This window comes from Arthrobacter sp. UCD-GKA (assembly GCF_001863355.1).
In the GTDB taxonomy this organism is placed as follows: Bacteria; Actinomycetota; Actinomycetes; order Actinomycetales; family Micrococcaceae; genus Paeniglutamicibacter.
In genome coordinates this window covers 426,181-446,660 of sequence record NZ_MOLR01000001.1, presented here as the reverse complement: position 1 = coordinate 446,660, position 20,480 = coordinate 426,181, and the positions used below count along the sequence as shown (strand labels likewise).

General features: G+C 67.2%; 26 protein-coding genes. 1 reads left to right on the top strand and 25 read right to left on the bottom strand.

Going from position 1 to position 20,480, the window contains the following annotated elements; genetic code table 11:
- Nucleotides 1-61: 61 nt before the first annotated feature.
- The 10 genes from BLJ79_RS02160 to BLJ79_RS02115 form a co-directional block, all read right to left on the bottom strand.
- On the bottom strand, nucleotides 62-1,159 hold the full coding sequence (locus tag BLJ79_RS02160) for an EscU/YscU/HrcU family type III secretion system export apparatus switch protein (RefSeq protein ID WP_071213000.1): 1,098 nt from the start codon (nucleotides 1,157-1,159) through the stop codon (nucleotides 62-64).
- Entirely contained in the window at nucleotides 1,156-1,884 is a 729-nt protein-coding gene (locus BLJ79_RS02155; RefSeq protein ID WP_071213243.1) for a flagellar biosynthetic protein FliR, read from the bottom strand. The genes BLJ79_RS02160 and BLJ79_RS02155 overlap by 4 nt, the downstream gene beginning before the upstream one ends.
- A gap of 38 nt (nucleotides 1,885-1,922) precedes the next feature.
- Complete coding sequence (gene fliQ / locus BLJ79_RS02150; RefSeq protein WP_071212999.1) at nucleotides 1,923-2,198, bottom strand: flagellar biosynthesis protein FliQ; 276 nt, start codon at nucleotides 2,196-2,198, stop codon at nucleotides 1,923-1,925.
- 2 nt (nucleotides 2,199-2,200) lie between these two features.
- Entirely contained in the window at nucleotides 2,201-3,022 is an 822-nt protein-coding gene (gene fliP, locus BLJ79_RS02145) for a flagellar type III secretion system pore protein FliP (RefSeq protein WP_071212998.1), read from the bottom strand.
- Complete coding sequence (locus BLJ79_RS02140) at nucleotides 3,019-3,552, bottom strand: FliO/MopB family protein (protein WP_071212997.1); 534 nt, start codon at nucleotides 3,550-3,552, stop codon at nucleotides 3,019-3,021. Before BLJ79_RS02140 ends, fliP begins: the two co-directional genes overlap by 4 nt.
- A 2-nt stretch (nucleotides 3,553-3,554) precedes the next feature.
- Nucleotides 3,555-4,301: a flagellar motor switch protein FliN gene (gene fliN / locus BLJ79_RS02135; protein ID WP_071212996.1), complete on the bottom strand. Its 747-nt coding sequence runs from the start codon at nucleotides 4,299-4,301 to the stop codon at nucleotides 3,555-3,557.
- Entirely contained in the window at nucleotides 4,298-5,221 is a 924-nt protein-coding gene (locus tag BLJ79_RS02130) for a flagellar motor switch protein FliM (RefSeq protein WP_286135229.1), read from the bottom strand. Before BLJ79_RS02130 ends, fliN begins: the two co-directional genes overlap by 4 nt.
- A gap of 94 nt (nucleotides 5,222-5,315) precedes the next feature.
- A complete protein-coding gene (locus BLJ79_RS02125) occupies nucleotides 5,316-6,137 on the bottom strand; it encodes an OmpA/MotB family protein (protein WP_071212995.1) in 822 nt (273 codons plus the stop codon).
- A complete protein-coding gene (locus BLJ79_RS02120; RefSeq protein WP_071212994.1) occupies nucleotides 6,134-6,955 on the bottom strand; it encodes a motility protein A in 822 nt (273 codons plus the stop codon). Before BLJ79_RS02120 ends, BLJ79_RS02125 begins: the two co-directional genes overlap by 4 nt.
- 10 nt (nucleotides 6,956-6,965) lie before the next feature.
- The gene (locus BLJ79_RS02115; RefSeq protein WP_071212993.1) at nucleotides 6,966-7,193 is read right to left on the bottom strand and encodes a flagellar FlbD family protein; all 228 of its coding nucleotides are present in this window, start codon (nucleotides 7,191-7,193) and stop codon (nucleotides 6,966-6,968) included.
- A 171-nt stretch (nucleotides 7,194-7,364) separates the two neighbouring features.
- Between BLJ79_RS02115 and BLJ79_RS02110 the strand changes: the two genes are divergently transcribed.
- Nucleotides 7,365-7,640, top strand: coding sequence for a hypothetical protein (locus tag BLJ79_RS02110; protein ID WP_139194670.1), 276 nt, complete (start codon nucleotides 7,365-7,367; stop codon nucleotides 7,638-7,640).
- Nucleotides 7,641-8,082: 442 nt separating this feature from the next.
- On the opposite strand, the gene BLJ79_RS02105 is transcribed toward BLJ79_RS02110, so the two are convergent.
- The 15 genes from BLJ79_RS02105 to fliD form a co-directional block, all read right to left on the bottom strand.
- Nucleotides 8,083-9,264, bottom strand: a complete 1,182-nt coding sequence (locus tag BLJ79_RS02105; RefSeq protein WP_071212991.1) for a flagellar hook protein FlgE — start codon at nucleotides 9,262-9,264, stop codon at nucleotides 8,083-8,085.
- A 65-nt stretch (nucleotides 9,265-9,329) separates the two neighbouring features.
- Nucleotides 9,330-9,809 carry a flagellar hook assembly protein FlgD gene (locus BLJ79_RS02100; RefSeq protein ID WP_071212990.1) on the bottom strand — a complete coding sequence of 160 codons (480 nt, stop codon included), beginning with the start codon at nucleotides 9,807-9,809 and terminating at the stop codon, nucleotides 9,330-9,332.
- Between the two features lie 15 nt (nucleotides 9,810-9,824).
- The gene (locus BLJ79_RS02095) at nucleotides 9,825-11,441 is read right to left on the bottom strand and encodes a flagellar hook-length control protein FliK (RefSeq protein ID WP_139194669.1); all 1,617 of its coding nucleotides are present in this window, start codon (nucleotides 11,439-11,441) and stop codon (nucleotides 9,825-9,827) included.
- The gene (locus BLJ79_RS02090; protein ID WP_071212988.1) at nucleotides 11,438-12,268 is read right to left on the bottom strand and encodes a C40 family peptidase; all 831 of its coding nucleotides are present in this window, start codon (nucleotides 12,266-12,268) and stop codon (nucleotides 11,438-11,440) included. The genes BLJ79_RS02095 and BLJ79_RS02090 overlap by 4 nt, the downstream gene beginning before the upstream one ends.
- A complete protein-coding gene (locus BLJ79_RS02085; protein WP_071212987.1) occupies nucleotides 12,265-12,690 on the bottom strand; it encodes a flagellar FliJ family protein in 426 nt (141 codons plus the stop codon). Before BLJ79_RS02085 ends, BLJ79_RS02090 begins: the two co-directional genes overlap by 4 nt.
- Nucleotides 12,690-14,009, bottom strand: a complete 1,320-nt coding sequence (locus BLJ79_RS02080; RefSeq protein WP_071212986.1) for a FliI/YscN family ATPase — start codon at nucleotides 14,007-14,009, stop codon at nucleotides 12,690-12,692. Before BLJ79_RS02080 ends, BLJ79_RS02085 begins: the two co-directional genes overlap by 1 nt.
- A complete protein-coding gene (locus BLJ79_RS02075; RefSeq protein WP_071212985.1) occupies nucleotides 14,006-14,620 on the bottom strand; it encodes a FliH/SctL family protein in 615 nt (204 codons plus the stop codon). Before BLJ79_RS02075 ends, BLJ79_RS02080 begins: the two co-directional genes overlap by 4 nt.
- Complete coding sequence (gene fliG, locus BLJ79_RS02070) at nucleotides 14,610-15,641, bottom strand: flagellar motor switch protein FliG (RefSeq protein WP_083410934.1); 1,032 nt, start codon at nucleotides 15,639-15,641, stop codon at nucleotides 14,610-14,612. Before fliG ends, BLJ79_RS02075 begins: the two co-directional genes overlap by 11 nt.
- Nucleotides 15,638-17,230 (bottom strand): flagellar basal-body MS-ring/collar protein FliF, encoded by a 1,593-nt coding sequence (gene fliF / locus BLJ79_RS02065; RefSeq protein ID WP_071212984.1) that lies wholly within the window; start codon nucleotides 17,228-17,230, stop codon nucleotides 15,638-15,640. Before fliF ends, fliG begins: the two co-directional genes overlap by 4 nt.
- Nucleotides 17,230-17,538, bottom strand: coding sequence for a flagellar hook-basal body complex protein FliE (fliE, locus tag BLJ79_RS02060; protein ID WP_071212983.1), 309 nt, complete (start codon nucleotides 17,536-17,538; stop codon nucleotides 17,230-17,232). The genes fliF and fliE overlap by 1 nt, the downstream gene beginning before the upstream one ends.
- Nucleotides 17,538-17,930, bottom strand: a complete 393-nt coding sequence (locus BLJ79_RS02055) for a flagellar basal body rod protein FlgC (protein WP_071212982.1) — start codon at nucleotides 17,928-17,930, stop codon at nucleotides 17,538-17,540. The genes fliE and BLJ79_RS02055 overlap by 1 nt, the downstream gene beginning before the upstream one ends.
- Nucleotides 17,930-18,271, bottom strand: coding sequence for a flagellar basal body rod protein FlgB (locus BLJ79_RS02050; RefSeq protein ID WP_071213240.1), 342 nt, complete (start codon nucleotides 18,269-18,271; stop codon nucleotides 17,930-17,932). Before BLJ79_RS02050 ends, BLJ79_RS02055 begins: the two co-directional genes overlap by 1 nt.
- Nucleotides 18,272-18,385: 114 nt before the next feature.
- The gene (locus BLJ79_RS02045) at nucleotides 18,386-18,715 is read right to left on the bottom strand and encodes a hypothetical protein (RefSeq protein WP_071212981.1); all 330 of its coding nucleotides are present in this window, start codon (nucleotides 18,713-18,715) and stop codon (nucleotides 18,386-18,388) included.
- Complete coding sequence (gene fliS / locus BLJ79_RS02040; protein ID WP_071212980.1) at nucleotides 18,708-19,115, bottom strand: flagellar export chaperone FliS; 408 nt, start codon at nucleotides 19,113-19,115, stop codon at nucleotides 18,708-18,710. Before fliS ends, BLJ79_RS02045 begins: the two co-directional genes overlap by 8 nt.
- Nucleotides 19,115-20,419, bottom strand: a complete 1,305-nt coding sequence (gene fliD, locus BLJ79_RS02035) for a flagellar filament capping protein FliD (protein WP_071212979.1) — start codon at nucleotides 20,417-20,419, stop codon at nucleotides 19,115-19,117. Before fliD ends, fliS begins: the two co-directional genes overlap by 1 nt.
- Nucleotides 20,420-20,480: the final 61 nt, after the last annotated feature.

Sequence of the window (20,480 nt, the reverse complement as noted above, 5' to 3'; positions counted from 1 at the left end):
GGTGCCTGGGATCGGCTGGCTGGTTGGGTGGCGGGCCGCGGAAGGCCCGGGGGCCGGGAGGTCATGGGGTGGCCCCCGGCGGTGCGCCGGGCACCGTGTGGATGCCGTCGGGCCGCCCGCGGGCCTTGAGCGTCATCACGAAGGCCAGCACGCGGGCCACCTCGTTGTAGGTCCCGGCGGGGATCTCGTCCCCGAGGTTGCAGGCCTCGTGCAGGTTCCTGGCCAACGGGATGTCGCGGACCATGGGCACCCGCTTGGCCACGGCCTCCTCGCGGATGCGCGTGGCGATGTTCCCGGCGCCCTTGGCCACCAGCTTCGGGGCGGAGATGCCGGGCTCGTACTTCAGGGCCACGGCCACGTGGGTCGGGTTCACCACGACCACGTCGGCGTCGGCGATCGCCGCGATCATGCGGTTGCGGCTCATCGCCATCTGGCGGGAGCGGCGCTGGGACTTGATCAGCGGGTCCCCGTCGGTGCGCTTGTTCTCGTCGGTGACTTCCTTGCGGGTCATCCGGGTGTGCTTGCGGTTCCGGCGCATGACCACCAGCACGTCGGCGGCGGCCAGCACCAGCCCGGCGATCACCGAGGCGCGGATCAGCGAGGCGGCCCCGTCGGACCCGGCGGCCAGCAGCGAGGCCAGCGGCAGGGAACCGGATTGCAGCAGCAGGGGCATCAGCGAGGAGACCACGAACCAGAGCACCAGGGCGATGACGGCGACCTTCAGCAGCGCCTTGAGCCCCTGCCAGAGCGCCTGGAACCCGAAGACCCGCTTCATGCCCGAGAGCAGGTTCAGGTTGGCGGGGTCCAGCTTGAACTTCTTGAACCGGATCCCGCCCTGCAGCGCGGCGGTGGCGATCACGACCACGAGCACCACGGCGAACAGGGGAAGCATGGTGCCCGGCAGCGACCCCAGTCCGGCGCCGAGGGCGCCGACGGCGGCCTGCGGGTCGGGATCGGCGATGACCAGGCGCACGGCCTGGAGCTGGCTGCGGCCTGCCGCCTCGGCCACTGCGAGCAGTCCCGGGATCATCAACGCCGCGGCGCCGATGCCCAGCCAGGCGGCCAGGTCCTGCGAGCGGGTCATCTTGCCCTTCTCGCGGTTCTCCTTCATGCGCTGGGCGGTGGCCTTTTCGCTGCGCTCCCCCGAATCCTGGCTCATTGGCCCATCACCGCCCCCAGCAGTGACAGGGCGCTGCGCACCAGCGAGGAGACCAGCGCCGGCAGCACCACGAACACGGTCCCGACCAGCATCAGGGTCAGCATGATCTTCAGCGGGAAGCCCATGGCAAAGGCGTTCAGTGCCGGGGCGGCGCGGGTGAGCAAGCCCAGGCCGATGTCCGCGAGCACCAGGACCACCAGCAGCGGTCCGGCGATCTGCACCGCGGCCAGGAACATGCTGCCCACCGCCGAGACCAGGGATTCGGAGAGCCCCGGCAGCCCGATGCCGCCGCCCAGCGGGATCGCGTCGAAGGAGCGGAACACCCCGGCGAGCACCAGCTGGTAGCCGTCGGAGGCGACCAGCAGGGCCAGGGCGGCAAAGTGGAAGAAGCGGGTGAACTGGGCGCCGTTGACCATGGACTGGGGGTCGAAGCCCTGGGCCATGGCGAAGCCGCCGAACAGGTCGATCAGCCCGCCGGCGGCCTGGATGGCGGAGAAGAGCACCATGACCAAAAAGCCCATGGCGGCGCCGGCCAGCAGTTCGGCGAGGATCGCGGCCAGGAAGGGGCCGGTGTCCAGGGACTCGTAGCCGGCGGACATGCGCGGGGTCACGGCCAGGGCCAGGCCGATTCCGAGCATGCCCTTGATCCGGAGCGGGATGGCGTTGTGCGAGAACGGCGGGGCAATGACCAAAAAGGCGGTGACGCGGACGGCGGCCAGCATCATCACCTCCAGCGAGGCCAGCGGCAGGGTCGCCAGCACCGTTACGTGCCTCCCAGCAGCGCCGGGATCTTCTCGAAGAGCTCGTGGGTGAACAGCACCATTTCGGCAATCATCCAGTGCCCGCAGACCAGCAGCGCGATCGCGACCGCGGCGGCCTTGGGCACGAAGGAGAGGGTGATTTCCTGGATCTGGGTCATGGACTGGAACAGCGAGATGGCGAAGCCCACCACCAGGGAGGTGATCAGCACCGGAGCGGCGAGCTTCGCGGCGACCAGCAGGCCGGAGAGGCCGATGTCCAGGACGGCGTTGGAGTCCATGCTCAGCCCCCGCCGACGTTGTAGGAGCCGATGAGTGCGGTGAGGATCAGCGCCCAGCCGTCCACCAGGACGAAGAGCAGGATCTTGAAGGGCAGGGAGATCATCACCGGCGGAAGCATCATCATGCCCATGGACATCAGTGCCGAGGCGACCACCAGGTCGATGACCAGGAAGGGCACAAAGATCACGAAGCCGATGATGAAGGCGGCGCGCAGCTCGGAGATCATGAACGCGGGGATCAGCGTGGTCAGCGGGACGTCGGCCGGGGTCGCGGGGTTGGCCAGGTCCGCGGCCCGGGYCATCAGGGCGATGTCCGCCTCGCGGGTGTGCGCCAGCATGAATTCGCGCAGCGGCACGACGCCGACCTCGAGCGCCTGGGTCAGGTCGATGGACCCGTCCAGGTAGGGCTGCACGCCGGTCTCGTTCATGGCAGTGAGCACCGGGGCCATGATGAACAGCGAGAGGAAGAGCGCCAGGCCGGCCAGCACCTGGTTGGGCGGGATGGTCGGCAGGGCCAGGGCATTGCGGGTGAAGGCCAGCACCACGAAGATCTTGGTGAACGAGCTCATCATCAGCAGCAGGGCCGGGGCCACCGAGAGCAGCGTGATGGCGATGAGGGTGACGATGGCCGAGCTCGGGGTGCCGTTGGGGCCGTTGATTTCCACCGACAGCCCGCCGTTGTCCCCCGGTGTCCCGGGCTCGATGGGCGCGGCAAGCGCGGCGGGGGTTCCCAGCACCGCGAATGAAGCCAGCAGCACCAGCAGCAGCGCGAGCAGCCAGGGCAGCCGGGCGCGCAGGGCCAGGGAACGCCGGGTGGTGGTCATGCGTTGGGACCGGAGCGCAGGGCCGCGGCGGCACGGCGCCAGGTGTCCGGGGACAGGATCGAGCCCGCCAGCGGACCCGTAGCGGCGTCCTGCACCGACACGGCACCGGCGGGCTGCGTCGTCCCAGTGTGCGGGGCATCTGGGCGGGGGGCAGCGGCATCCGGTCCGTCCGGGGACACAGAGCCGGGGCGCAAGTTGAGAAGGCTTTGGGCGAAGGCACGCGAGCGTTCGGCCACGGTGGTGGACCCGTCCGCGATCTCCGGGGCCGGGGCCGACACCGGCTCGGGTGCCTCGAAGGAATCAAGCACGCTGATGGAGGATTCGGCCACGCCCAGCAGGTAGCGCCGTCCCTGGACATCGAGCAGCACCACGGAGGACCTCGGGCCCAGGTTCCGGCGCTCGACGAGGTTCAGCTGTGCCGCGGCCGGTGCGCCGAAGCGCGCTCCGAGACGCTTGCGCAGGTAGAACAACAGGCCGAAGACCGCCGCCAGCGAGACGATCACTCGCAGCACCAAGAAAAAAGATTCCACGCCTAGGACAAGCCCTCGTTCACGTCGAGGATCTGGGTGATGCGCACCCCGTAGTCCTGGTCCATGACCACGACCTCGCCCAGGGCGATGAGCCGGCCGTTGAGCAGGATGTCCGCCGGAGCCCCGGCGGAGCGGTCAAGCTCCACCACGGCGCCGGGCTCCAGGCCCAGCACGTCGCGCACCGACATGCGGGTGCGCCCGATCTCCACGGTCAGGGCCATTTCCACGTTGTTGATCCGGCCCAGCTTGCTGGACATGTCCTCGCGCACCCCGGCACCCGGGGCCTGCGGGGCGGGAGCCGGGTCATTTTCGCGGATGCGGATGGCGAAGAACCCGATCTTTTCCCCGGCGCTGCGCAGTTCGAAGCACACGGTCTCGGAATCCCCCAGCAGCGCGTCCGGGCGCACCGCGGCCTCGGTGGACAGCACCCCGGCACCCAGCACCCCGGTGGCCGCTTCGAGTGCGGGACGCAGCACGTCGGAGGCCGCGACCAGCGAACCGGGCCCTCCGGGGGCTCCGCCCAGCAGTGGTGCGGCGACCTGCAGCAGCACGTCGGCCGAGTGCTGGCCCACGAAGCCGGCGGACACCAGTTCGCCGGGCCCGTCAAGCAGCCCGGCGTCGCGGGCCCCGTGCTGCAGCACGGCGTCCACCGGGGAACCGGTGGGCAGCATTCCGGCCAGGGCCTCGGCCGCAGCGGTGTACAGCGCGGTCGAATGCAGGACCGGGGTGGCGGATGGTTCGGGAATCATGCGGGAGTCTCCTCGGTTGAAACGACGACGGCGGCGATCCGGCCGCTGCGGGTTCCGGCCGCGGCCGTGCCCAGGCGGCGCCCGCCCACGGACAGCTCGAAGGGCCGGTGGACCGGGTGCGGCAGCGGCAACACATCTCCCACCGCCAGGTTCAAGATGGCGCCCGGCAGCACCTTGGCCGGGACCAGCGACATGGACAGGTCCACCGGCACCCCGGCGACGGCCTCGGCCAGCAGTCCCGGGGCGTCCTCGACCGCCGAGCGCGGGTTGGTTTCCCCCAGCTGCGGCAACAACATCTCCGCAGGCAGCGCGACGGTGGCCAGGGCGCTGCGCTCGCCCACGCGCACGCGCAGGGAGGCGGTGATGACGATCTCGGATTTCGTGGCGGCCTGCGCAAACTGGGAGTTGTGCCCGATGGTGGCCACGGTCAGCTGGTGCTTCAGCAGGGCGCCCAGGGAATAGTGCAGGTCCTCGAGTGCCTCGTCCATCAGCCCGCGCACCAAGGTGGCCTCGATGCGGGTGAACTTGCGCTCGGGCACGTCGGTGGCGACGGGGCTGCCGAGCATGTGGGAGATCCAGTTCAGCGCGTCGGCGGCCGGGAACTGGATCACGGTGCGGGCCTCGTGCCCGGCGACCTCGGCCAGCACCATCGTGGTGGCCGGCGGCAGTCCGGCGACGTAGTCGTCGTAGGAGGCCATGGACACCGATTCCAGGGACACCTGGGACATCACGCGGATCTTTGCGGTCAGCTGGGTGCCCCACTGCCGGGCAAAGGTCTCAAAGGCCAACTCGAGCACGCGCGCGTGCTCGCGGGCAAGGGTTGTGGGCCGGCGGAAGTCGTAGGGCACGGCAATGGCCGGGTCCTCGGGGTTCGGGGTCGGTCCACCCGCACCGGGGTGTCCCGCAGGCAAGAGCGTCACTGGCACCACTATCGGCAGGATCAGGGTAAGCGTTAGCCGGTGCGGTCAACCATTTTCGGCCGGTCCCGGGCAGGATCGCCCGTTGCCGCACCCACTAGGGCGTTTGTTGCAACAGGTTGCGCACGGATTCTGGCTGGTTGGACAGCACCACAATGTCGACCCGGCGGTTCAGCGACAGGTCCTTGGCTCCGGGGACCGGACGGGCGTCCCCGTAGCCGACCGAGGAGATCCGTGCGGCCTTCACTCCCCCGTCCTCGACCAAGGCCCGCAGCACGCCGGTGGCGCGGGACGCGGAGAGTTCCCAGTTGGTGGGGTACGGCTGGACCGGGCGTCGCTCGTCCGCGAAGCCCTCCACCTCGAAGTACCGCTTGGTGGGGGCCAGCACCGGGGCTATGGCATCAATGATTTCCCGGGCATCCTCGGTGAGCTTGGCGCTGTTGGGCACGAAGAAGGTCTCGGCACTGACAAGCCGCACCGTCAGCCCGCGGTTGTCGATGGAGAAGACCGCGGCCCCGTCGTGCCCCGAGCCCTTCAGCCGCTTTTGGATGCGGCTCTTGATTTCCAGCAGGTCGGCTTCCTCGCTCTTGGCCAGCTCGAGCAGCGCATCCTTGGTCTGCCCGTCGATCTTGCTGTTGGCAAGCAACCCCTCGGTGCCGACCAGTTCCGGGGGTACCACGATGCCGTCGGCGGTGTCGGCGGTGATGCTTTGTTCGGAGCCGAAGCCGGTGGCCAGGGAGTTCTTCAGCGCCTCGAATTTGTCTTGGTCGACGGTTGACATGGCGAAGAGCACGATGAACAGGCACATCAGCACCGTGACCATGTCCATGTAGGAGGCCATCCAGCGCTCGTCCGGACCGTCGTGACCGGACTGGGCCGGCTTGCGGCCCCGCCGGCCCCCGCGACCGGAGCTGCTCACGCGGCTTCCTTGAAGTCGTCGAGCAGGGCCTTGGTGTCGGCGCCCTTCGCCTGTGCTGCTTCCTTGCCCAGCAGGTGGGGCGGGACCATGGCCTTGAGCTTTTCTTCCAGCAGGATCGGTTGGCTGCCCCCTTGGATGGCCATCACGCCTTCGAGGACCAGGGTCATCGAATCGATTTCCAGCTCGGAGAGCCGGCGCAGGCGTGAGCCGATGGGCAGCCAGATGAAGTTGGCCGACACCAGGCCCCAGAGGGTTGCCACGAAGGCCGCGGCGATCATGTGGCCCAGCTCGTCGGGCTTGGAGAGATTTTCGAGCACGTGGGTCAGTGAAATCACGGTGCCGATGATGCCCACGGTGGGTGCGTAGCCGCCCAGAGTGGAGAACCACTTGTGCGCGATGGCGTTGGTGCCCTCGCGCGTGGTGATCTCGTCCTCGAGGGTCTCGCGCAGATCGTCACCATCCATGCCGTCGGCCAGGGACTGCAGGGCACGCCCCAGGAAGGGATCCTTGGCGTCGCGGGCCTCGGCCTCCAGGGCCAGCAGGCCGTCCTTGCGTGCCACCTCGGCGAGCTCGACCAGCTTGCCAATGGTTTCGCGCACCGGGGACAGCTTGCCACGGAAGGCCGAAGGCAGCGCCTTGATCGCGGTGATCGTGTCCCCGATGGTCCCGCTGGCGATGCCCACGGCGATGGTTCCGCCGAACACGATGATCATGGGGGCCGGCAGCAGGATCGAGGAGACCGAGGCGCCCTCCATGAACAGCATGGTGAACATCGCGCCGAAGGCCAGCAGCAGGCCTATGAGTGTTGCGGGATCCAAAGGTCGTCCTCTATCGAAGCGTCAGGGGCGGATCGGACGGCAGGGCCTGGCGGGCCAGCGAGACCACGCGGGCGCGGTGCCCCGCCACCAGGGAGATGACTTCCTCCATGGTTTCGCGCACCACGTACTTGGCACCGTTGACCATGACCACGACTGTGTCGGGGTTTTCCTGGATCCGCTCGATGAGGTCGGCGTTGATCGCAAAGCGTGTGGCATTGAGCCTGGTGACTACGATCATGAATTCGACCGTCCTTTCACAGGTGCACTCTCGGCAGGAAGGGCGGCTCCGTTAGCCAGCAGTGAGGCACATGTCTGGACATCCGGGCGCCAGCGCCGGTTCTTGGCCTTGTCATCCACAGGTGGCGCCGAGACTTGCGAAAGTGCCTGGCTCGACTCGTACCCTTGCTGCATGGGCCAGGGAATCAACACCACCGGGTCACTACTGGGTAAAACAGTGGCGTGGTTCATTGTGATCGTCGTGATGCTGCTTGTCGTGACTGGCTTTGTTCGATTCCTGGGACACCGGGACCTCTTCGTGGCAGACGTGCAGGGCGTCGCTGGAATCATTGGGACCGTGTTGGGCGGCTTCTGGATCTGGCTCACGCTTCAGGTCCCGCCGCACATGGCCAAACTCATGGTCGCGTCGCTCGCATTGGTGGTCAAAGCCATTTCGGACTATCGGTGAGGAGCTGAAGTGCAACGCGATTCCCGTGCCTACATTGGAGGTTAAGCAAGCAGAGCCTGAAGATACGACGAGGACCGGGAGGAGCTGGAGAACTTAATCAGGGCAAGAAAATACCAACCCGGGATGACGCTTGCAACGACCCTGATGTCCCGAAGGCCATCGACGATTTTGAAGGCCGAATGGATCGATTCCAGGCGGCTTTCGCGCGTCCGTCGTTCCTCGAATTTCTGGGTCTATCCAGTAGAATCAGGGACCGCGAGGCCGAAGTCACCCCGGACCTCCGAACGAAAACTGTCGCGCGGAGTCGCCGCAATTCCTTCGCGCAGGAAGCGGAATCCAAAAGACTAAGCCCCAATGACGTGTAGTTGTGCCGGTCACCGGCAAATGGCACTGAGCCCCCGAAGCCGTTTTCGGTTCGGGGGCTCACTTGTGTGCCGGTGACTTAACGCTTGAGGTTGGCCAGTTCCTGCAGGACCTCGTCGCTAGTGGTGATGATGCGGGCGTTGGCCTGGAATCCACGCTGGGCGACGATCAGGTTGGTGAATTCCTGGGACAGGTCGACATTGGACATTTCCAGCATGCCGCCGGCGATCGATCCCATGCCCGGGTCACCCGGAGCACCGAATTCGATGTTCCCGGAGTTTGCGGTGGTCGTGTAGCCCGAGCCGCCGGTCTTCTGCAAGCCGGAGGGGTTGGCCACGGTCCCGAGCACGATCTGGGCTATGGCCTGCTGCTTGCCGTTGGAGAAGGTGCCGGTCAGCGTGCCGTCCGAGCCCAGGGTGTAGGACTCCAGGGTGCCGGCGGCGTTGCCGTTCGCCGAGGCGATCGACACGGTCTTCAGGCCCGCGTAGCCGGTGACCTTGGAGAGGTCCACCTCGAGTTCTCCAAGATTCAGTATCTTGTCACCGACCAGCGTGCCGTCGTCGTTCAGCGTGAGCGTGCTGTTGTCGGTGATGGCTGGCGATGCACCGTCGTTGGCAGCCACGTCCCAGCCGCCAGCGGTGCGGGTGAACGTCAGGGACATGGTGCGGCTGGTGCCGTCGGCGGCAAAAATCTCCTTGTCCTGGGTGATCGTGCCATCGATGGCGGTTTCCTTGGGCAGGTTGCCGGTTAGTGCCGCCTCGGTGGTGGCGGTGCCCGGCGAGACCAGGTCGCGGGGCAGGACGATGTCGCCCAGTGCGCCACCGATGGGCATCGCGCCGTTGACTGCCATGCGGCCCTGCACGATGCCGCCGTCGGGGCTGGTGAGTCGTCCGTTGGCGTCGAATTCGAAGGCACCGGCGCGGGTCAGGGTGGTCGCGTTGCCCGAGCGGGTGATGAAGAACCCGTCCCCGGAGATCATCATGTCCGAGGCACGCCCGGTGCTCTGGGACGAGCCCTGTCCGAAGTTGGTGGCGATGCCGGCCACCTGCACGCCCAGGCCCACCTGGGCGGGGTTGCGTCCGCCGGTGTCGGCACCGGGGGTGGTGGCGCCCTGCGTCATCTGCGAGAGGGTGTCCTGGAACTGGACGGAAGAAGACTTGAAGCCCGCGGTGTTGACGTTGGCGATGTTGTTGCCGGTGGTGTCGAGCATGGTTTGGTGGGCGCGAAGACCGGAAATTCCTGAATACAGTGAACGAAGCATGGGGGTGGGGTCACTTTCTGCGTTGAAGGAAATGGCAAGGGGTCAAGAAAAGTTCGGGCCAAAGGCTAGGCGCCGACGGGATCGGGTTCCGTGGTCTCCGGTTCGGGGTCCTCGGCAGGATCTTCCGCCGCGGGTGGATCAACCGGCATCCCCACGGTGAGGATCTGCCCATAGGGGATCTGCTTGTCCCCGACCGTGACCACCGGATCGATGCCGACGAAGGAGACCGCCGTGACGACACCCGTAACGGGGTCATCGCCGCCGGTGGTGACTTGCTGTCCGATCAGCGCCGAGACGGCCAGTCGCTGCTGGATGGCCAGGGAAACGTCCTGGGTGGCGCTGAGCTGGTTCAGCCGCTCCATGGACGCCAGCTGCGTGGTCTGGGAGATCATCTCGTTGGTGTCCATGGGCGAGCTGGGGTCCTGGTTGGCCAGCTGGGTGACCAGCAGGTGCAGGAACATCTCCCCGTCCATAGTCTGCTTGGGCGTGCGGGCAGGTGCTGCTCCGGCCCCGAATTGGGTGGCCTCGATGGGTGGCACGGTCATGGGCTTATTTCCTTCCTAGGCCATCACGTCGAGATGGGATGTGGCACGGTGCGTCGGGAGTTCTGGCTGGGCTTGGAATTCGGTCGGTTGTCCGGTGCCCCCGGGCAACACCGTGGATCGGGGGGCGGGGGCTGCGCGTTGCTCTCCCCCGTCTCCGAACGCTTCGCCCCGGGGACTGCCCCCGGAGGACGAGCCGTCCGCAGTGGTGTTCAGGGTGATGCTGCCCCCTCCGCTGGCCGCCAGTTCGCGGCGCAGTTCCGGCAGCATGGCCCGCAGCGCCTCGCGTCCGGCTTCCGTGGGAGCGGAAATATCCATGCGGATGCCTTCGGATCCCAGGTGGGCCTTGACCGTGATGGGGCCCAGTGCCTCCGGGGCGATGTTCACGCTCAGCGTGCGTTCCCCGTTGGGTCCGGCGGCCAGCGTGGCGATGGGCCCGAGCAATTGCCGGTGCAGCGGCAGCGGGGGTTGGGTCCTGGCCGGTGCGGCCGTGGTCGATAGCATCTCGATCGGGTCGATGGGCCCTACACCCACATCGGCTGACGGGCGGGCCACGGCTGCCGGACCGGGTTCAGCGGCTTGGGCAACGGAGTGGGCAGCGATGGCGGATGCCGACACCGGGGTTAGAGGCACGGCGGAAGGCTTTGACTCGGCCAGGGCAACTCCGGCGGTGGCAGGTGGCGGGCCGACTCCGGCCGCGGATCCTTCAGCCGTGTCGGTCTCGGTTTCGGGGACTCCTGTTTGGATCGCGGCCGGTGTCGCACCCTGCACCGATGCCGCCCCGGGCACTGAGGCGTGCAGCGTGGTGGTTGGCGCAGTTTGGCTCGAATCCAGGGACACCGAACCGGCGGCGTCCACCAGCTCGGGGACACCCGATGTGGAGTCGGCCGACTCAGGCATCTTGATAACTAGCAACGGGGCGTTGGCCACCGGCAGCGCTGGATCCTGTGGCGGTGCAGCAGTCTCGGGCGTTGGCCCTCCGGGCCGTGGCAAGGTGAGCAGCGGGGCTTCGGCCACCGGCAGCGGCGGAACCTGCGGCGGCGCAGCGGTCTCGGGCGTTGGTGCCCCTGGCAGTGCCAAGGTGAGCAGCGGGGCAACGGCGACCGGGGAGGATGCCTGGGCCGCGGAACCGGTTGCCAGCGGATCACTGCCGGCGCGGAGGTCCGGAGCCTGTGCAGTTGAGATTTCGAACTGGACCGTCGAAGCGGGCTGGTTCGTCGCTGGGGCCATGTCTGTCGAACCGGGTACGGCGGCATCCGGTGTGGCTCCGACCGGTGCCAAGCTCGGATAGTGCGCCCGCTGCGCCAGCAGCAAACCCTCTGACCTGGCCTCGGGCGTGGCTTCCGTCGTCTCGGGTACTGCGGCGGCGGGATCCGCGGCCTCGGCAGACGGTTGCCCGGCAGCTGCGCCACCCGCCACGGTTTCGGCCGGATACGTTGCCATGTGCGCAGGTGCTTCCGCGTCCTGCCGTGGTGCCGAAACAGGAATCATGGAGGCGAAGAGTTCGGCGAACAGCCCCGGTGCCGCGGCTGCGGGAAGATCGGTACCGCCGGCGCGGGTGGATGTGCCGGAGCCCGTGGTCGATGCACCGGCACCGGTCTGGTGAGTTAAAGTTGTTGGTATCAGGGGCATCATGCGCCATTCACCGCCGTCGAGAAGAGTGCCCGCTGCACGGCTGCGGTTAGTTCGGCCTGTTCGATGGCTGTCTCCTTGGTAGCGCCGGCCGCCGGCTTCGCCGCGGCCGGGGCTGAGGTCTCAGAGGGCACGATCCGGCGGATGGTCATGATCGTGGCATCCGTTTCAAAGAGCTTGCGGATGCTCACGCTTTCGCCGGGTCGCGGGGCATGGATCATTTTGTTGTCACCCAGGTAGATGCCGATATGGCCACCACCCCGTGTGACGATCAGGTCCCCCGGCTTGGCCTGGGACAGCGAAGGCACCTCGGTGCCTTCCTTGGCCTGCTGGCGGGCAACGCGCGGAAGTTCCACGCCCAGGTCCCTGAAGGTGTGCTGGACGAAGGACGAGCAGTCAAGTCCGATCTTGGGGTTGTTGCCGCCCCACACATAGGGGACGCCAAGGTACTTCTTCGCAGCCGCGACCACGTCCGACCCGTCTACGCCGCCCCTAGTTGCCTTTGGTTCGTTGTGCACCGCGTCCGGTTTGCCCGCGGCGGCACCGGTACCCGGCGCAATGGAGGGGGCAGGTGCCGGGGTTGCTGTCTTGGGGGCGAGCACCGCCGGGGCGGCCATGGCCTCCTGCAGTGCCTGGGTGAATGCCGCCGGTGTTGAAGGGGCTGCGGGCAGCGCGGAAGCGGTGCCCGCAGTTCCCCCCGCGTACATGGAAGCCGCCGAAGCGGTGCCGGCCGACAGCGGTTCCGGGCGAGCCGTTGCCGTGGTGCCGCTGACACGAGCCAGGGTTCCCTGGATCGCACCGATGCGCGAGGCCATGTCGGTGAAGCTCACGGTGTCTTCCCTTCGAAGGCGTTGGTGGCACCCAGGTCGTCAAGCAGTACTTGCTCGCGGGCCAGGGCCTGGTTGCGGACGGCGATCTCGTGGCGGTCGGCCAGCTTTTCCAGGGACTTCAGCTCGGCCCGGGCCTGCCGGTGTGCCTCGCGGGCGTGGTCCGCGTCCGAGTCCAGGCCCGCGATCATGGCATCCAGTTCAAGCAGCATGCCGCGCGTGGAGGCGCGGGCGGCCATGAGCGCCATCAGCGTTCCGCTGTCAACGGGGGCGTCCTCGGGAGCCGCGATGGATTCCCGCACGGTGTTGCGCTCACCGGTGCCCCGGCGCAGGGCGTGGTTGGCCGCGGCGAGTTGGCCGGCGGCCTTGGTTTCCTGCAGGCCGCGCAGCCTCAGCAGGCCGGACAGTGCAAATCCCTTGGACATCAGGACACCCCCATGGAAAGCAGTAGCGATTCAAGCTCGGCCCAGGACCGGGTGCTGGGCACCGGTTCCTCGAGACGTTGTTGCAGGAAATCGTTGATTCGCCCTTCATGGTCGACCGCGGCGTCGGCCAGCGGGTTGCTGCCGCGCTGGTAGGCGCCCACGTCGAGCAGGTCCTGCACAGAGCGCCGCGCGGCCAAGACCTTACGCAGCGTTCCAGCTGCCCGGGCCTGCTCCCGGGTGGTGACCTTCGAGGCAACGCGCGAGACCGAGGCCAGGGCGTCGATGGAGGGGAAATGCCCGGCAATGGCCAGCTTGCGGTCCAACACGATGTGCCCGTCCAGGAGCGAGCGGGTCGCATCGGCGATGGGTTCGTTGTGGTCGTCCCCGTCCACCAGCACGGTGTAGATGCCGGTGATCGACCCGTTCGCCGAGGTTCCGGCGCGTTCCAGGAGCCTGGCCAGCAACGAGAAGGTCGAGGGCGGGTAGCCGCGGGTTGCCGGCGGTTCGCCGGCCGACAAGCCGATCTCGCGCTGGGCCATGGCCACGCGGGTCAGCGAATCCATCATCAGCAGCACCTGCGCACCGGATTCGCGGAACGACTCGGCGATGCGGGTGGCGACGAAGGCCGCCCGCAGGCGCATGCGTGCCGGCTCGTCCGCGGTGGACACCACGACGATGGACCGGGCCAGTCCCTCGGGACCCAGGTCTTCCTCGAGGAATTCGCGGACCTCGCGCCCGCGCTCCCCCACCAGGGCGATGACGTTGACCTGCGCGGCGGTGCCGCGGGCAATCATGGATAGCAGCGAGGACTTCCCGACGCCGGAGCCTGCAAACAGGCCGATGCGTTGCCCGGCACCCACCGCGGTGAGCGTGTCCATGACCCGGACCCCCAGCTGCAGCGGATCGGTGATCCTGCTGCGCTCCAGGGCGGCCGGTGCCTGGTTCTCCATGGGCACCATGGTGTGCTCCCCCAGGGCGCCCAGGCCGTCAATGGGGTTTCCCAGCCCGTTCAGCACCCGTCCCAGCAGGCCGGTGCCGACCGGGATGTAGGCCGCGGTGCCGCTGCTGTGCACGAAGTCGCCCACCTGGATCTCGTCCAGGGCTCCCAGCGGCATGCAGTGCAGGGTGTCGCTGCGGGCGGCCACGACCTCGGCGGGGATCTTCTTCTCCCCGATGTGCAGCACGGTGCCTACCGGGGCGTTGAGCCCGGAAACTTCCAGGCCCAGGCCCACCACGGAGGAGACGACCCCCATGGGCACCGGTCCGGCCGCGGACAGCGCGGCACCGAGGCCCTTCCAGGAACGCGTATCCAGGCTCATGCGATTCCGCTCCGCAAGGCGGCGGCGGCCCGTTCAAGGGCGGTTGAAATGCGCGCGTCAAGGAATCCGGAATCGAATGCGGTCAGCGCGTCCCCGCGGGCCAGGGACGGATCGGCAACCAGCACGATCGAGGTGCCCGGCACGGTGTCCAGGTCCAACAGCGCCAGATCCTGCGGATTCATCCGCACCTGGCGCACGGTGGCCGCGTCGATGCCATCCATGGCGCGGTCCAGTGCAGCCTTGGCCCCGAAGCGGTCGTTGGAAAGCTCCTTTCCCACGATCTTTTCCGCGAGCAGCAGCGCGGATTCCACCAGCACGCCGGAGGCCTCCTCCAGCACCGGAACGGTGCGTGCGTTCAGGGCCGCAGCGGCACCGGCCAGGGCGCGCAACGCGTCGGCGTGTTCTGCCCGCCGTGCGGCTTCGGCCTCGGCGGCGGTCCGTGCTGCATCCTCGCGCGCGGTCCGCGCTACGGCCTCGGCGGCGCGGATGCCCTGCGCGTAGCCGGTGGCATAGCCGTGCGCATGCGAGGCGCCGGCCTCGCGCCGGTCCCCGGACGAGGGAGCGAGCACGCTGAAATGCACCGGTTCGAACCCCTGGGCGTCAGAGGACATAGTCATCCTCATCGCCGCGCTTGATGGTGATCTCGCCGCTGGCTTCCAGCGCCCGGATCGATTGGACGACGTCGGCGCGGGCCTCCTCGACCTGCGAGAGGCGGACCTTGCCCATGGAGGAGATTTCCGCGTCAAGGATTTCCTTGGTGCGGTCGGAGATGTTGGCGCGGATGGTTTCCTCGACCTCGGCCGCCGCGCCCTTGAGCGCGAAGGCCAGCGTGGTCGGGTCGACCCCGCGCAGCACGCGCTGCACGTCGCGGCGTTCGAACTTGACCAGGTCCGCGAAGGAGAGCATGCGCGAGCGTACTTCCTCGGCCAGCTCGGGGTCCCGTTCGTCCAGGGAGGCCAGCAGGTCCTTCTCCATCGTGACGTCCGAGCGATTCAGGATGTCCACCAGGGGTTGGATCCCCCCGACGGTCTCGAGCGGTTCGTGGCTCGTCATGACCGATCCGGTGCGCTTCTTCAATTCCTCCGCGACCACGCGCACCGCCTCAGGCACCGCGGTGCCCATGGTGGCCAGGGCCCTGGCGGTGTCGGTGCGGGCCGGGCCCTCGAACCCGGCCAGCACCACCGAGGCGACCTCGGGACGCAGGTGGGCCAACACCAGGGCGATGGTTTGGGGCAGTTCCCCGTCGAGCAGCGAAGCGATGTGCGCCGGGTCGCTGCCGTCGAGGAACTCGAAGGTCATTCCTGACATCGAGGAGGACAGCCGGTTCATCACCGTGGTCGCCTTTTCGCTGCCGAAGGAGGCTTCCAGCAGGCCCGCCGCCACGTCCCGGCCGCCGCGCGCGGTGGGCTTCCCGGATGTGGCCATCTCGTGGATCTCGTCGATGGTGTCTTCGATCGTCCCGGCGTCGATACGGCGCAGGCGCACCAGTTCGGCGGCAATCTCGTCGGCCTCGAACTCGGTGAATTGGCGCATGACCTCGGCCGCGTGGTGCTGGTCCAGCTGCATCAGCACGATCGCGGCCTTTTGGATGCCGGTCAGCTTTCGGGCTGCATTGCTTGGGTCCTGCTTCATTCGTTGCCCCTATCGTCCATCACGGAGCGCAGGTAGTCGGCCATCTTGGCCGGGTCGCTGGCGGCCAGGGCCGAGAGCTCGTCGCGCTTGACGTGGTGCGGGGTCGCCAGCGCGAGTGCCGGTTCCGGGATGGGCACCTGGCTGATGGCCATCGTCTCGGGGTTCGTGACCGCGGAGGGAGCGGGCGGCAGCGGGGCGAATTCGCGGAATTCGCCCAGGTCGACCGGTTCCCGGTTTTGCTTGTTGCGCCGCACGTACAGCGCGTAGACGGTTGCCAGCAGCAGGGCCAGGGCGATGACCCCGCCGATGATCAGGTTCTTCTGCAGGGCGGCGTTGCGCGCAGCGGTCTCCGCGGCGGCGGCCGCGGCCAAGGCGTCTTGCGCGGCGGTGGCGGCGTCCGCGTTGAACGGGACCACCGAGACGTTGACGGTGTCGTTGCGCTCGGTGTCGATGCCCGCCGCGGTGCTGACCATCTGGGTGATCTCGGGGATGTCCAGACCCTGGGCGGCCGCGGCATCCAGGGCGACGGACACGCTCTGGCGGTTGAGCGTGCCGGAGGGGATCAATCGGTTTTCGGTCACCTTGTTCACCGCGTTGGTGCGTTGGGTGTCGGTGGAGTTGAAGGTTCCCTCGCCATCGGACCCACCGGGCACCGCTATGTTGTCCGGTCCTAGGACCCCGGCTCCGGCCCCGCCGCTGCCCTCGTATTCTTCTTCCTTGCTTGACTCGGTCAACGCGGGGTTGCCTTCGGGGTTGGTGAAGGATTCCTCGGTGCGTTCGGCCGATTCCAGGGAGAGATCCGCGGCGACGGCCACCGTGGCGTTGCCCGGGCCCACCACGCGGTCCAGCATTCCCTGGATGACCGAAGCGACCCGGGATTCGTAGTCGGCCGTTTGCTTCTCGGCCCCTCCGGTGAGCCCGACGCCTGCGGCGGAGAGCAGCTTACCGGTGGAATCCACGACCGAGATGTCCTCGGCCTTCATGCCGTCTACGGCCGAGGAGGTCAAATGGACGATCGATTGGACCTGGCTGCTGGTGAGGTTTACGTTCGGCTTGGTCTCGACGAAGATCGAGGCTGTGGGGTTTGACTTGGAATCCACGAAAACGGTTTGTTCTGGGATGGCCAGCTTCACCGAGGCGAGCTTGATGCCGTCCATGGCACCGATAGTGGTGGCCAGTTCTCCCTCGAGGGCGCGCTTGTAGGTGATGGACTGCTGGAATTCGCTCGAAGTCACGCCCATGTCGTCAAGCAGCGAGTAGCCGCTGGTTCCGGCGCTGGGCATCCCTGCGGCGGCGGCCTTGAGCCGCGAGTCGTAGACGTTAGCCTCGGGCACCAGGATGGTGCCCCCTCCCCCGGTCAGTTCGTAGGGAACCGCATCGGCCTGGAGCTGTTCCACGATGCCCGCGGCATCCTCCGGCGCAAGACCAGTGAACAGCGGGGTCAGCTTGGGTTGGCTCATGAAGGCCACCAATGCAATGGAGCCCAGGACCAGGACGGCGACCCCGATCAGGGCGATGGTGCGCTGGGCCAGGGAAAAGCCTCGCACGGCATCGAGTGCCTTGGTCACGGGCGCTGGAACGTTGGCCACTAGGCTTGCATCCTCATGATTTCGTTGAAGGCCTCAACACCGCGGTTGCGGAAGGTGGACACCATTTCCAGGGCGACCGCGGAACGCGTCGAGGCAAGCGTGGCCGCGTGGATGTCGGTCAGGTCCCCGGTCACTGCCTTGATCGAAAGATCATTCGAGGTGGCCTGCAGGGACTGGACCGAATCCACGGCCCCTCCCAGGGCGGTGGCGAAGGCCGAGCCGTCGGTGGACGGCGTTCCTGCAGGTTTCAGGTAGCCGGTGGGCAGGGTGGGGCTGACGCCCGCGACCGGGCCGATTTCGAAGGCCATTACTGGTTGCGTCCGATCTGCAGTGCTGCCTGGTAGGTTTCCTTGGCGCGGTCAACGACGGCGGCGTTGACTTGGTAGCCGCGCTGGGCCATGATCAGCGAGCCCATCTGCTCGGACAAGTCGATGTCCGGGTAACGGACATAGCCTTCCTCGTCCGCCAGCGGGTGGTCCGGTTCGTGCACGAGACGCCCCTCGGCGTCCCCGAACTCGGCCCCTGCCACGTAGACCCCGGTGTTTTCGGCGCCGGCCTGGGCCAGCACGTAGCGGGCCCGGAAGGCTTCGCCGTCGGTGGAAGTGGCGGTGCTGGCGTTGGCAAGGTTGTCGGAAACGGCGTCTAGCCACTTGCGGTGGACGGTCAGTGCGGTGCCGGCAATGCCGATGGCGTCTAGCATTAGTTGCTCCGAAGTGCGGTGCGGATGGAGTTGAAGGGCCCGGAGGCAGCCTGGGTGGCGAACTGGTAGCGCAGCACGGTGTCGATGTTCGAGAGCGTTTCCGTATCCAAGTTCACGTTGTTTCCGTCAAGGCGCGTGGGCTCCAGCGAGTTCGACGTGGTTGCAGCAACGTGGCCGTTGCCCTCGGACACGGACTTGGCCAGGGCGGACTCGAATTCGACACGGCGGGCGTGGTAGCCGGGGGTGTTGACGTTCGCGATGTTGTTTGCGATGGCACGCTGGCGCAGGGCCAGGCCGTCCAGCGCGCTTTCCAGCGCCAGGGACGTGACGGAATCGAACACGACGAATTGCTCCAGGGTCGGTGCGTGGCCCATCCGTGGGCGCAAAAGGAAAGTGAGCTATCCGTGCTCTTCCTAGACCATCGGCCGATGTCAGCTAACCGTTAGCTGTTTGCTCTATCCGATTGAATCCAGGTAGATGGACGTCTGCCCGGTGTCCCGGGGAACGGAGTCGACGGCGCGCAGCTGCTTCATGGTGGCCTCGCGGCGCTGTTCGAGCAGCGGGGCCAGTCCCTGCATCTGGGAGAGCAAGTCCGCGGCCCGCGGTGCGAGCTCCTGCGGGATCTCGCCTAGGCCTTCAGGCGGGTGCCACGGAGCGACGGGCAGTTCCAGCAGCAGGGATTCTTCCGCGGCGGCCGAGCGCAGCGCTGCCACGTGGGCGGCCAGATCACCCAGGAACAGTTCCCAGGATTCATGGCCGCGGTGCGGGGCCTGGCTATCAGCCAATGTGTTCGCCGCCGACGACCGGCACAGCAGGGGCAGAGGCTGCCTCGTGCCAGGTCTGGCGCAGCGGTTCCATCAGAGTGATGGCCTGGCGCGTCAGTGCCGGGTCGCGCTTGATGTTGGCGTCGATGAGCAGCTGGGTCGAGAAGGCGTAGAGGCTGTGCAGCTGCGTGGCCCCCGACCAGAGATCGCTGTTCAGGGACGAGATGAGCTCGGCAATGATCGACTGGGCGTGCACCAGGTTTTCCGATGCCGCAGGCCAGTTCCCCGAAAGCTGGGCGGCTTCGGCCCGGTTGAGGTCCACCAGCAGGCGGTCGTAGAGCATGGTGAGCAGCCGCGCGGGGCTGGCCGAAAGGATCGCCTCGCGGTTAAGCTGCGCACGTTTGAGGGCCGGGTTCATCATCACTTCGTCTGCGTGGTCGGGAGTGAGGCCAGTTGCGAGGCCAGGTAGGACTGCTGGGAGTTGAGGTTGCTGAGCTGCACCTCGAGGCTGGAGTAGATGCGCTTGAGTGTTGCTTCCCTGCTGCTCAGGCGCCTATCCCAATCCTCAACTTGGGTGTCCAGGCGAGAGACCACCGATTCCTGGCCTTTGATCCGGGAAGTGATGGCCCCGTCGTACTTGTCGGACATGTTCGAAGCAACGGTGGAAACCCGCGAGGAGATGGTGGTGAGCACCGATTCGACGCGGGCGGGGTCCTCGGCAAGGGCCTTGGAGAACTTCTCGGCGTCGAACTCGAGTTTGCCGTCCTTGGTGATGGAAATGCCGATTTCCGACGGGGACTTGGAGTCGATCGGCATGATGGCCGCATCCATAATGCGCTGCTTCACGTCGCGTGCGGTGCTGTCGCCGGTGAAGATCATGCCGCTGGTGGCACCACCGGTCCCCGAGGTGACGGCGGAGTTTGCGGCAATGAACTTGAATAGGTCGTTCAGGGAGTTCACCAGGTCCGAGGCGACCTTGGAGGTGGCCTCGTTGTCGCGTTCGATCGACACCGTCACCGGCTCGGTGGAGACCTTTGAAACAGTGACATCCACACCGGGTAGCAGGGATGCAAAGGTGTTCGTGGACGAGGTGATTGTTTGCGGAGCGGTGCTCCCGGCCCACAGTGTAATCTCGGCATCTTGCGCGTCACGGACCGCGGTCAACGGCACGCCTGTGCCGGAGATCATGAACTTGTTCGCGACCCCGGTCTCGGTTGCGGAGAACTGCACGCGGTATTCGCCGTTGCCGGCGGAAACCTTGACTGCCTTAACTCCCGAATCCGAGGCATTGACTGCGGAGATGATGTCATCGAGGGAATTTGACGTGGCCACGATGGCCGTGTCGGTGCCACCCGCGGTGATGGTGAAGGTTGATGCGTCCCATTCGGTGACGGGAGCGGATACCTGCAGCTGGCTTTGGGCGAGCTTGTCGACCATCAGGTCGAGAGTGCCGGAGGTGGCCCCGGCCGAGGTCGTCACCTTCAAGCCTTCGGAGCTTCCCGAAGTGTTGAACAGCTGGAGCGACTCGGGCTTGGCCAGCTTCGCCGTCAGTGTGGCAAGGTCGGCAACCTTGGTGTTCAGCGCCTGCAATGCGGCGACCATGGTCTTGGTGGCGCTGACCTTGTTTTTCAGGATGTTCTGCGGGATCGCTTCAACCTGCATCAGGGATTTGATCAACGAGGTGGTGTCCAGCCCGCTGGCGAGTCCGTCAAGTGCCAGGCCCATGTGTTCTCCGCTTTCTAGCTGTGGTGTGGATACCGCGAATCTCCCGCGGCAGGTGCCCGAC